This window comes from Zarconia navalis LEGE 11467, assembly GCF_015207075.1.
GTDB classification, from domain to species: Bacteria; Cyanobacteriota; Cyanobacteriia; order Cyanobacteriales; family Geitlerinemataceae; genus Zarconia; species Zarconia navalis.
This window is the reverse complement of sequence record NZ_JADEXN010000105.1, coordinates 1-11608: the sequence shown is the minus strand read 5'-3', so window position 1 is coordinate 11608 and position 11608 is coordinate 1. Positions and strand designations below refer to the sequence as shown.

Annotated in this window: 13 protein-coding genes and 1 pseudogene; 8 read left to right on the top strand and 6 right to left on the bottom strand. The window is 48.7% G+C overall.

Annotated features, from left to right (window positions below):
• The 7 genes and pseudogenes from IQ235_RS07725 to cpcD form a co-directional block, all read left to right on the top strand.
• Positions 1-529 (top strand): annotated as a pseudogene (locus IQ235_RS07725) (hypothetical protein); the annotation flags it as partial.
• Positions 530-772: 243 nt separating this feature from the next.
• Positions 773-1309: a phycobiliprotein lyase gene (locus IQ235_RS07720; RefSeq protein WP_264320903.1), complete on the top strand. Its 537-nt coding sequence runs from the start codon at positions 773-775 to the stop codon at positions 1307-1309.
• Between the two features lie 716 nt (positions 1310-2025).
• A complete protein-coding gene (gene cpcB, locus IQ235_RS07715; protein WP_264320902.1) occupies positions 2026-2544 on the top strand; it encodes a C-phycocyanin subunit beta in 519 nt (172 codons plus the stop codon).
• Between the two features lie 84 nt (positions 2545-2628).
• Positions 2629-3117 carry a C-phycocyanin subunit alpha gene (cpcA, locus tag IQ235_RS07710; RefSeq protein ID WP_264320901.1) on the top strand — a complete coding sequence of 163 codons (489 nt, stop codon included), beginning with the start codon at positions 2629-2631 and terminating at the stop codon, positions 3115-3117.
• Between the two features lie 163 nt (positions 3118-3280).
• A complete protein-coding gene (locus tag IQ235_RS07705; RefSeq protein ID WP_264320900.1) occupies positions 3281-4093 on the top strand; it encodes a phycobilisome linker polypeptide in 813 nt (270 codons plus the stop codon).
• A 47-nt stretch (positions 4094-4140) separates the two neighbouring features.
• Complete coding sequence (locus IQ235_RS07700; RefSeq protein WP_264320899.1) at positions 4141-5043, top strand: phycobilisome linker polypeptide; 903 nt, start codon at positions 4141-4143, stop codon at positions 5041-5043.
• Positions 5044-5124: 81 nt separating this feature from the next.
• Entirely contained in the window at positions 5125-5376 is a 252-nt protein-coding gene (cpcD, locus tag IQ235_RS07695) for a rod-capping linker protein CpcD (protein WP_264320898.1), read from the top strand.
• Between the two features lie 191 nt (positions 5377-5567).
• On the opposite strand, the gene IQ235_RS07690 is transcribed toward cpcD, so the two are convergent.
• A complete protein-coding gene (locus IQ235_RS07690) occupies positions 5568-5813 on the bottom strand; it encodes a hypothetical protein (protein WP_264320897.1) in 246 nt (81 codons plus the stop codon).
• 444 nt (positions 5814-6257) lie between these two features.
• Here IQ235_RS07690 and IQ235_RS07685 point away from each other — a divergent pair, with 444 nt between their 5' ends.
• On the top strand, positions 6258-6992 hold the full coding sequence (locus IQ235_RS07685; protein WP_264320896.1) for a 15,16-dihydrobiliverdin:ferredoxin oxidoreductase: 735 nt from the start codon (positions 6258-6260) through the stop codon (positions 6990-6992).
• Positions 6993-7337: 345 nt separating this feature from the next.
• On the opposite strand, the gene IQ235_RS07680 is transcribed toward IQ235_RS07685, so the two are convergent.
• The 5 genes from IQ235_RS07680 to IQ235_RS07660 all read right to left on the bottom strand — a co-directional run bounded on the left by IQ235_RS07680 (position 7338) and on the right by IQ235_RS07660 (position 11340).
• Positions 7338-8093, bottom strand: coding sequence for a phycobilisome rod-core linker polypeptide (locus IQ235_RS07680; RefSeq protein WP_264320895.1), 756 nt, complete (start codon positions 8091-8093; stop codon positions 7338-7340).
• A 110-nt stretch (positions 8094-8203) separates the two neighbouring features.
• Positions 8204-9004 (bottom strand): phycobilisome rod-core linker polypeptide, encoded by an 801-nt coding sequence (locus tag IQ235_RS07675; RefSeq protein ID WP_264320894.1) that lies wholly within the window; start codon positions 9002-9004, stop codon positions 8204-8206.
• A 108-nt stretch (positions 9005-9112) separates the two neighbouring features.
• Positions 9113-9328, bottom strand: coding sequence for a hypothetical protein (locus IQ235_RS07670; protein ID WP_264320893.1), 216 nt, complete (start codon positions 9326-9328; stop codon positions 9113-9115).
• 16 nt (positions 9329-9344) lie between these two features.
• Positions 9345-10211 carry a phycobilisome linker polypeptide gene (locus tag IQ235_RS07665; RefSeq protein WP_264320892.1) on the bottom strand — a complete coding sequence of 289 codons (867 nt, stop codon included), beginning with the start codon at positions 10209-10211 and terminating at the stop codon, positions 9345-9347.
• Positions 10212-10596: 385 nt separating this feature from the next.
• A complete protein-coding gene (locus IQ235_RS07660; protein ID WP_264320891.1) occupies positions 10597-11340 on the bottom strand; it encodes a phycobilisome rod-core linker polypeptide in 744 nt (247 codons plus the stop codon).
• Positions 11341-11608: the final 268 nt, after the last annotated feature.

Sequence of the window (11608 nt, the reverse complement as noted above, 5' to 3'; positions counted from 1 at the left end):
CGATCGATCTGAAGAACAGACGCCGGAAGAAAGTATCTCGACACCCGATACACCCGAATCCGAGGTGGACAACGTGGATTCGCGATCGCCCAACCCATCGACGAATCGATCGACAGACCTACCGGCATTTGCGCCGGGAACCCAACGCCGCGCGATCGAATTTGCCTTGGGAGAACCCACCCGCGCGTCTAGTGGATTGTGGAATACTCGGGCGGTGTTGTATGAAGATCGGATTCCGGGACGGGCGGATTTAGGGTATTTGTTCGATCCGGGTTCGGGACGATTGCGGCAAACGGAAGCCACGTTCGATCCGTCTCTAGAGATCGAAACTCTGTCGGTGATGTTGGAGGGGATGACGAGCAACAACCTTTCGACAAAAATCGAGAAGGGATTGACGGCGGTGTATCGGGGTAAAGTCGATCGATTTGATTTTGTCAGCGGTCGCCGCGATCGCCTCAAAGGAACGATTCAGCGGGATGAGGACGATCGGATTTACATTGCCGTGTGGGAAGCGGATTTGCACGAGTGATGCGATCGGGAACGGGAAGAGGGGAACAGAAACTTAGATTTTCTCTATCTCTGCGTCTCCCGATCTCCCCCTCTCTCTTAAAAAGCAAGAGGCACGCAAGCAAAACGGGTTACCCATGCTATCCCCTGTTGTTGCCCCGACCGTCACTTTTTTAAATTGTGTTAAAATATGTAATAACAAATACGGATTTTGAACAAAAAGTACCGCATTGTGATATAGGTCAAAAAATGAGGTTTAACCTTTATGGGATCGTCCTTTCAAACCCAGCAACTCTCGATTGAAAGCTTGGCGACTGATATTTTCCTCCGTTCGGCAGGTCAGTGGAAGTCTACGCGACGTTACTACACCCTCAAACAAGAAACCTCTCAAGAGGTCGTTAGCTTCTTGGAAATTGAGTTTATCGAGTCAGGACATCCAATACTTATCGACTTAGCCAAACGACACGGACTCAAAGATGATGTAATTTTCGTCTGCGGTAGCCAAGTTAGTTGGGATAGCCACTACTGCGGCCCTGAAGGTAAACAGGTCAAAGGTTCGACAATTTTCGGCGTGTTGGGGGATATTTTATATCGCGATCGCGGTTTTGCCACCTCCAAACCCGTTACCGCCCAATTATCTTCCCCCAATCCCCAAAGCCTCTGTTTGAAAACGGAATACGGAGGTTCGGCATTTGAAGAGGAAATCAAGCTAGTCGGTCAGCAGTACCGCACCCGCCAAACCATCATCTCGCGAGCGGGAGAAGAGCATACCATCGGTCAATATCTAGAAAAACGGATTTAGGGATTTAGATCCCAAACAATGCAGGCGATGGAAAAGGATTCCATCCCTGTTCTGTGATGTCGTTACGCCCCGAGCGTCATCTCGTATCGAACTAGTACTCCACCACAGAGATTTTGATGAGTAGGGGCAATCCCCCCGTGGTTGCCCCTACCGGACGGGGTAGGCACAGGGGCACTACTACGAAACGAACCGTCAGAATTAATGTGGCAGAGTACTAGAGGCTTCACGAACGTTCTCTGTTGCAGTAATGTAACAGATCGTTTCAATACGTACACTTATATTAAAAATCAATTCGATCGAATTGAGGCAGATATCGGGAACCTTAAATGCTCGTAAGCCCTACAAATGTTGAGTTTTACCCGAGGCTGTCCGGAGAGTCGATAGATCGATATTTCGATTCTTAACAAGATGTAATAAATAAACGTCCGACCCCGGTGTATAAATTTTATCTGTAAGGGTCAATAATCCAGACAACCCTTAAACCACCGAGACTTATCAACTTCTCATATAGACACAAAGTTTTCTCATGTTTATCTAAGAAGTCATGTAAAGTTCTACAAAGTTTAGTAGCACTTTAATTTCGGGAAATATTAGTATTGTGTCTGGATTAACTCTTTTGTGGGCTTGCTTATAAAAGCCTACGCCTGATTTAACAAAACATCTTGAGTTTTGAATCTCAATCACGCTCATCTCAATCAAGTAGGAGATTAGATTTAATGTTCGACGCATTCACCAAAGTCGTTTCTCAAGCCGATGCTCGGGGTGAGTACCTTTCCTCCTCCCAACTCGATGCCCTCAGCAGCATGGTTTCCGATAGCAACAAGCGCATGGATGCGGTCAACCGCATTACCAGCAATGCCTCTACTATCGTCGCCAACGCCGCTCGCTCCTTGTTCGCCGAGCAGCCCCAGCTAATCGCTCCGGGTGGAAATGCTTACACCAGCCGTCGGATGGCTGCTTGCTTGCGCGATATGGAAATCATCTTGCGCTACGTCACCTATGCAGTGTTCTCTGGTGATGCCAGCGTCCTCGACGATCGCTGCCTCAACGGTCTGCGCGAAACCTACCAAGCCTTGGGAACTCCCGGAGCTTCTGTCGCAACGGGCGTCTCGAAAATGAAAGATGCCGCTCTATCCATCGTTGGCGACACCAATGGAATCACTAAAGGTGATTGCAGCAGCTTGATGTCTGAAATCGGCACTTACTTCGATCGCGCGGCTTCTGCAGTCTCCTAAGCGATCTTAAGAAGTTTTAGGTGAAGTCAAAAACTTCATCTTTATTTTGACAAAGTAAACCCTTTAGAGAAATATCACACAACGATGAAAACCCCAATTACTGAAGCAGTTTCCGCTGCTGATTCCCAAGGACGTTTCCTCAGCAGCACCGAAATCCAAACCGCCTTCGGTCGTTTCAAGCAAGCCAGTGCTAGCTTGGAAGCTGCTAAAGCTTTGACTGACAAAGCTTCTAGCTTGGTCGATGGAGCTGCTCAAGCCGTGTACAACAAGTTCCCCTACACGACTCAGATGCAAGGCCCCAACTACGCCTCGTCTTCTGAAGGCAAGTCCAAGTGCGCTCGCGACATCGGTTACTACCTGCGCATGGTCACCTACTGCTTAGTTGCCGGTGGTACCGGTCCTATGGACGAGTATTTGATCGCTGGAATCGACGAAATCAACCGCACCTTTGAATTGTCTCCTAGCTGGTACGTCGAAGCCCTCAAGCACATCAAAAACAACCACGGACTCAGTGGCGACCCGGCAGTTGAAGCCAACTCTTACATTGATTACGCCATCAATGCTTTGAGCTAGTTTGTCTAGCTTAGAAACGGTAAGGAGCTACAACTGAAATTTCTATTTCGTAGTTGTTTGCAGTTTCAGCCCGGATCGATAAAGAGCTACTAACTCAAAGTTCGTAGTTGTTTACCGGTTCGGGCACTCTTTATATTTGATAAAAAAATTTCGATTCGAAATAATGGCAATTACCACAGCAGCCTCTTGGCTGGGAACTTCTGCATTTAGCGAAACCCCCAAAGTCGAACTTCGACCGAACTGGACGGAAGAAGAAGCCCAAGTTGCAATTCGGGCTATTTACCGCCAGTTGCTCGGCAACGAACACCTGATGAATTCCGAGCGCTTGACCAGTGCGGAATCTCTTCTGTGCGATCGCAGTATTACCGTCCGAGATTTTGTCCGTTGCGTGGCGAAGTCCGAACTCTACAAGTCTAAATTTTTCTACAACAACTTTCAAAATCGATTTACGGAGCTAAACTACAAGCACTTGCTGGGTCGCGCTCCCTACGACCAAACAGAAGTTGCGTTCCATAACGACTTGTATCACGCGAAGGGATACGATGCCGATATCGATTCTTATATCGATTCTGATGAGTATCGCTCTTTCTTTGGCGACAACATCGTACCGTACTACCGGGGTTTTGAAACCCAGCCCGGACAAAAAACCGTTGGCTTCAATCGGATGTTCCAACTGTATCGCGGTTATGCCAACAGCGATCGCTCCCAAGGTCAGAAACAAGGATGGTTAACCTGGGACATGGGCAAAAATTTGGCCTCGCCGGTTCGGACTCCATCCTCGGGAACCCTCACCGGGACGACGAGTGGCGGACGCAGCGGGCGCTATCGCGTGCGGGTCGTACGGCAAGGTTCTCGGGTCAGACCTCAAGTTCGAAAAACCACCACCGAATTTGTTGTCTCTTACGACCAACTTTCCGGTCGCCTGCAACAAATCGCCCGCAGCGGTGGCAAAGTTATGAGCGTCACCGAAGTTTGAGCTAAACCCTCTCGATTGACGAAAATACGAACTAAGGAGAATTAAGAGTGGCAATTACAACAGCAGCCTCTCGGCTGGGAACTTCTGCATTTAGCGAAACTCCCAAAGTCGAGCTGCGCCCCAACTGGACGGCAACGGAAGCTCAAGTGGCGATTCGTGCAGTCTATCGCCAGGTCTTGGGAAATGAATATCTGATGAAATCAGAGCGCCTCGCGAGTTTGGAGTCTTTGCTGTGCGATGGTAGCATCTCGGTGCAGGATTTCGTGCGCGGCGTGGCAAAATCAGAGCTTTACAAGTCTAAGTTTTTCTACCCCAGCTTCCAAACTCGATTCATCGAACTCAACTACAAGCACCTACTCGGTCGCGCCCCTTACGATGAGTCCGAGGTCATCTACCACTTAGATTTGTACCAAAATCAAGGCTACGATGCCGACATCGATTCTTACATCGATTCTGCCGAATATCTAGATAATTTTGGCGAAAATATCGTCCCTTACTATCGCGGTTTTGACACCCAGTCCGGACAAAAAACCGTCGGTTTCAACCGGATGTTCCAACTGTATCGCGGCTACGCCACTAGCGATCGATCTCAAGCCAAAGGCACGGAAACCCGTCTGGCTGCAGAACTGGCTAAAAATAGCGCCTCTGCGGTCGTCGGACCTTCAGGTGCTAATGAAGGATGGGCTTACCGTCCCTCCAAAGCGGGCGTAACGCCAGCGCGCTCGATGGGCGGTTCGACCCAGCAATCGGGGAGCAACAGCCGCGTCTACCGCGTAGAAGTCACCAAAATGCTCGGCCGCGGCTATCCCAACAACCTGCGCCGAGGGGGAACGCCCACAGTTCGACGCAGCAGCCAATCTTTCTGCGTGTCTTATGACAAGCTTTCTCAAACCCTAGCGCAGATTAACAAGCAAGGGGGTAAGGTTGCGAGTATCACGCCAGCGAATTGAGTTTTAACCCATGACTGGGAGAGGGGTTTTTCCACCCCTTTCTCAAGTCCCTTATATTACTATTTTTGAAAAAAGAAGGTTATGAGAAGTTCATCTGTTTTCGGATCGAGTTCGAGCACTCCCTCGGGCAATCGTCTATTTCGCTATGAAGTGACGGGGTTACGCCAAAATTGGGAAAATGATGAGAATGATTATCCGCTTCGTACCAGCGAGCGAGTATTTCTCACCGTTCCCTACGCTCGCATGAACGAAGAAATGCGGCGCATCACCCGCATGGGCGGTCAAATTGTCAGTATCGAACCGATGACGTTCGATACTGAATCGGGTGAGTAATCGATACACCTCGAACTCAGAAACAGGAAACAGCATCGCGGTCGTTTTGTAGCAGACCCGTTTGCATGAGGTAGAGGTGTTTGGCTTTTCATTATCTCTAATATCGACCGAAATAGGTTGTTAAACGCGCTTCTGGCGAGATTGACAACCTATTTGTTTTTTATGATTCTCCCTCTTTAGAAAGTCCCGATCTAATTTTCGCGGACATCGACAAGATTCTCGAACGGGTGAGCCGATCGATCGAATTGAGGTTGTTTGGCAGCGCGATCTCGATCTATCTCCCATCGACGAAGAACGCAGGTTCCCGGAGGAATACCGTCATTTTTAGCAGCTTGAATCTTTGAAGCGATCGAGGTAACATTTCCTCGCAAAAGAGATTCTTGGGTCTTGTTTTCTGAGAAAACAGAAATAAAAGTTAATATTCGATCGTCTTCCATTTCGATCGAGGGCAATAATTTCCTAATGCATAGATGGTCTTGACTTCACCCCAGGATAGAGTTGCATCTCCGGTTGAGATCGTCGCTGGATAGCCTGTAATGTTTAAATTTATCGGTAAATATTTATTACAACTTTTCAGATTTGAGGTGTGAAGACCTGACAATAGGAGCCGAGTCTGGGCTTAGGGAGCCGATCTATTCAGTTAAATCTATTGACCCATTTACGATTTCGTCATCAGTTAGCCGGATCTCCCAGACCGATCGTGGGTTTTGGTTATCCGATCTGTTTTTAATCGTTCGCGAAGCAACTCAATCGGAGTATCGCCATCCAGTCATGATGTTTAAAGGCTTCTCGACTTAACTGATAACATGCTCTGGGAAAGTTCTCCCTTCTCCCGGAAACAGCCTGTTTCGCGACGGTTTAGACACTTTCTAAATAAATCTATGTTTCAACCTTTTCTCCAATACCTAGAACGGGAATTATTCGATCGCTTTGAGTTGCGAAGTCGCCCAATTTCAAGCGAGTTAGAATTTCAGGTCAGCCAGCGAGGTAAAACACCAGCGATGATTGAAAGCTGGTGCTATGAATGTCCCCAACTGCGCAAAATCCGTTATACCTACATCAATGCTGGAGAAACAGCTCAAATTTTCAATAGTGTAATTTATCCGAACCATCACTACGACTTGCCCTTGCTAGGCATCGATTTTTTGGCTTTTGGTAAGAAGAAAATTCTAGTAGTTTTGGATTTTCAGCCACTGTTTCGAGATTCGGATTATTTAGATAAATACATCGAGCCAATGCACCAAATTCGAGAGAAATATAGCGAGTTGGCGCAAGATTTGCCCATGAAATTTTACGATGCCGATCGATATTTTTCGCCGTATTTGCTGTTTGCAAAGACCGATGCAGATACAGTTGTCAATCGACTTTTTCCAGCTTATCAAGAATATATCCAACTCTACTGGAAACTTTTAGAACAAGCTCAACCCAATTCCGAAGCAACTGCGATCGAACGGATTGTCGAGGCACAGAAAGATTACGACCGATATAGTGCCGAGCGAGACCCGGCAGCAGGGCTATTCAAAAGCTATTTCGGTCATGAATGGTCTGAAAAATTTCTCCATGAATTTTTGTTTGAAGATTCCGTTGCCGCTGCGGTGGCTGCGGATAGCAAATAAGTACGAGCTGATTCCCAAAGTCAATCTTACCAGGCTGAAACTTTGTACCATAGGGGTTTCGGCTCAGTTTTCATACTAAATCCGATGGCCAAAACCCCTTGAGTAAAAATCGACTAAACCCTTTGATTACAAGATAGCGGTTTGACTAAGTGGGGCATGGAAACCAGATTTGGTATCAGATCGGCATTTTGATTTAGAGATGGATTCCTACGGAGCAAACACCGTTCCCGAGTTCAGGGAAGTTTTGTCTCCTTTTTTTTGCGATCCCCTCCTACCAATAAATATCCCACAATACACAAGGTATTGTGGGACTAGAAAAAGCTAACCTTTCTTCAAAAATTCAGTTTAGGCGATTTCAGAAATACTGAGAATTTTGCCGCCGGTTTTGTGAATGCTCTGGATATTTTGGGAGAGCTGGTTGTAGCTGACGGTATAACAAACATTGCTGCGCCGAGATGTCGCTTGACCCTTGACTGCCTGAATCCGGAAGCGCTTGCCCGTACCGCTATAAGCTCCCGAGCCTCCAGCCGGTCTGACGATTTTAGTGGCGGCGTTTGCGGCGAGATCGGCAACCAGAGCCGATTTATTGCTGCTATCGCTGGTGGCATATCCCCGCATCAAGGCAAACATCCGGTTGAAGCCGACGTTTTTAATGCCCACCTGCGTTTGGGTGCTGCGAGCGAAGGGAACGGTATCCTCGCCAAAATTCTCGAGATATTCCGCAGAATCGATGTAGGAGTCGATTTCCGCATCGTAGCCGCTTTCGTTATAGATGAGAACGTGCCGAGCAATTTCGGACTGGTCTTGGGGGGCGCGGCCGAGAAGGTGTTTGAAGTTCAGCTCGATGAACCGATACTGAGGGGAACGCTCGAAGAACCGAGAGCGATAAGCTCCGGATTTAGCAACAGCCCGAACGAACTGACGCACGCTAATGTCACCATTGCATAGCCCAGATTCGGCACTGATGAGACGATCGCTCTCTAGTAAATGGGGATTGCCCAATACTTGCCGATAAACAGCCCGAATGACGGCTTGCACGTCGTCTTCCGTGGCATTGGGACGTAGTGCCACTCGATCGCTGTCGATAGCCCATAAGGACATGGTGTTTTTCTCCTAAATATTGTTTGTAGTTGTTAAAAAATGTTAAACCCCTCTCATCTAGGGGGCAAGCGTGAAATAAATCCGATCGCCTCCTAGACCGATGGGATGACCTATACTTCGGTAATACTGACAATCGTGCCGCTCGAGCGATTGATCCGCTGAATTTGCGGGGTCATCCGATCTCCGGGAACGATGTAGGTCGTGGTGCTGCGACGGCGGCGCTGGCAGTCGAATTTCCCACCTTTAACCAGGATCTTGAAGGTCTTGGCAGCCGCATCGCTATAAGGACTCAAACGTCCGCCGGACTTGGGGGGAACGATGGGACTGGTGCTGTTGGTGGCGATGGCTTCCACGAGATTGGAAGATTTGGTGGCCGTGTCAGCTTCTGCCGGTCCCCGGAACAGAGCAAACATTCGATTGTAGCCCACCTGCTTTTGACCCACTTGGGTCTGAGTGCCGCGATAGTAGGGTACGGTATTTTCACCGAAGGCGGTTTGATACTCGGCACTATCGAGGTAAGAGTCGATTTCCGCATCGTAACCACCGGTGAGGGTGAGATCGAGATGCTCGGCAATTTCGGCTTGGTCTTGGGGAGCGCGACCGAGCAGATGCTTGAAATTTAGCTCCACAAACCGATAGGGAGCGCAGCTTTCAAAGAAACGACTGCGATATAGCTCGGATTTGGCGACGGCCCGCACGAACTCGCGCACGCTAATATCGCCGTTGCACAACTGAGATTCGGCACTGACTAAACGTTCGCTTTCCATCAAATGAGGATTGCCCAACACCTGCCGGTAAACAGCGCGAATCACCGTTTGCAGGTCCTCAGAAGAGCAATTGGGCCATAGTTCGACCGGAGGACCGGAAAAGGCATCAATGCCAAACTTTACAGCCGGAGCGGTACTGACCATTTGTTAATTTCTCCTATTTGAATAAAGATTTAGATCGTCACCGTGCAAGCTGTTGCTCCAGGAAGCATTGGAGGTTACAACGAGCGCCTGGATTTTAACGCTTTTGACCTACGTGCCGTCCCGATTTCCCACAGCTTGCACGACGGTTAATTTGAAAGTTTTACGATCGCGCCATCGAGAGCGACAATGCTGAAGCCCTACTTTTTTACACCACCGATCGATGATTAAAAAGTAATGGTGGCGCGGATCGAAAATGTTTTCAAAATATCGAAATCGAGCGCGATCGCCCATGAGATGACAAACTCCCGTGGGCGATCGTGCCAAAGCCAGATTCCCTTCCCTACACGGGGGTAATGCTGGAAATAACGCCGCCCTGACGGTGAATCCGCTTGTACTCTTCAGAAAGCCGATCGAACGGCACCAAATAAACCTTGTTGGAGCGACGGAACTTCGACACCCGATTGACCACATTAGAGCGGTAACCGGTGACTTCGATCCGATACATTTGTCCTTCTTCGGTGGCTCCAGCCCCTTGGCGCGCGCGCGGGTTGATAGGAGGCTCGGAGAACGACCAACCAGAAGAACCACCAGAAGGGGGAACGACGGCCGTGGCGACTTCTTGAATCACCAAACCATTCAAGCGAGGACTCTTACCCGATAAGCTACCTTTGAGGTCGCTGCTCGATGCACCCCGTTGGAGTTTGAAGAAATGAGTAAACCCAACCATCTTCTTGCCGGTCTGGGTTTTGTAACCTCGCAAGAAAGGAACGGTATCTTCTCCAAAGACTTCTTGATACTCGTCGCTATCGAGATAAGAATCGATATCCGCTTCAAATCCTTTTTCGTCGAGGATTTGGCTGTGGGCTTTCATCTCTTCGTAGCCATCGGGCGCGCGACCGAGCAAATGCTTGCAGGCCAACTCCGTATAGCGGTAACGAGGGCAGCTATCGAAGAAGCGGGAACGATACAGCTCGGACTTAGCCACGGCTCGCACGAACTCGCGCACGCTGAGTTCGCCACGTTTGAATTGGGATTCGGGAACGGCGAGTCTTTCGCTTTCCATGACGTAGGCATTGCCCAAAACTTGCCGATAAACGGCGTTAATTATCGCTTGGGCTTCTTCCTCCGAGCGACCGGGCCACATTTCAAAAGGGGGAGTATCTTCATATAGAGCCACCCCGAGCGGGGATGCGGGTCCGAAAGTCATTAAATTTTGTCTCCTCGGTTACTAAAGCAATTGAGTTGAAAGAATATACTCGTGGGAGTTGTCGAGGGGTCGATTTGAGCGAAATAAAGCCTTTCGCTGTGCCTGAATTTGGTTTTTCAAGTTCCGAGCGCATCGACAGACAGCCCTTTGGCACCGCAGCTTGACGAAAAGAGTCATTGTCAAGAAGTGCTTCTAAGGTTTCATCATAAAGAGTTACAAACCGCGAAAAATTTAAGATTTGTAACTTATAAGGAGTGCGAGATATGCTCTCAATCCTTTAGTTTGTAAGGGTTTGAGTTTTCCAACCTCATTCAGTCTCTAGATATTCCAATCTCATCTTGAGGGGTTTCTGATTCTGAGTGACATCGGAGAAACTCAGGAAAGATTACAGAGAGATAAAGCCGAAAGCAGCCAAGGCAGCAGCAATCAGAAGGCCTGAGACAAACGTGGCTCCAAAAATGGCGATCGCCGCACCCGCCAAACGCGCCTGACGCGGGGGCAGATTGTCCCACTGAGGATTCTGGAGACCACCACCTTGGAAATTGTAGCCCAATGCTTCGAGTTGAGTGCGGTAGTCTGCGCCGTAGCGGGGCATCCGGGCAAAAGGTAAGTCCCCCACTATCCGCTGGGGCAAAATGCGTCGCCGCTGATAGGGAACGGTATTCTCGCCAAAATTTTCCAGATACTCGTCGCTATCGAGCAGAGCATTAATGAAGCCTTGCAACCCTTGAGTTGCCAGTACCGTCGATCGAGCCAACTTTTCGCGCTCGTCGTATACATCCCGTCCGAGGACTCGCTGGACGCACATTTGCACGAAGCGATAGTTGTTGTTGCACTCGTAGTTGCGCGTGCGGAACGGTTCCGAGAGAACTAAGCCCCGAATGAATTCTCGCACGGTGATTTCACCCGATCGAAGCTGAGATTCCAACGTTTTTTGACGATTGCAGCTGAGCAGTTGTTGCTCGTTGTAAATCTGGCGATATGCAGCTTGAATGAGGCGATCGACTTCAATACCCAACTGGAGGTTATTCGAGGTGAAAATTCTAGGAGACTCGTCTCCGGGGATTTCATATCCAGCCACCCGTTGGTTTTGGGATTTAGTAGGATAGCTCAGTAAAGGAAGTGTCATATATTATTACTCTCTGCGATCGACAATGCGCGATCGTCTGACAAAGGATCGTGATGAACGCAGTCGGTCAAAGGCAAAATACTAAGTAAATTTGCTCACCCGACTTACGATACACGATACGAAATTGCGCAAACATTGCGTCAAAAATTCATAAACCGTAAGACTTTGCGCAATGGTTTGTAATATTTAGCTTTGTAAAATTTATTAAAAGAACAACGAGCGATCGTCATGGAAAATTTACGGCCCCAAACCCCGAACTAACCCCAGC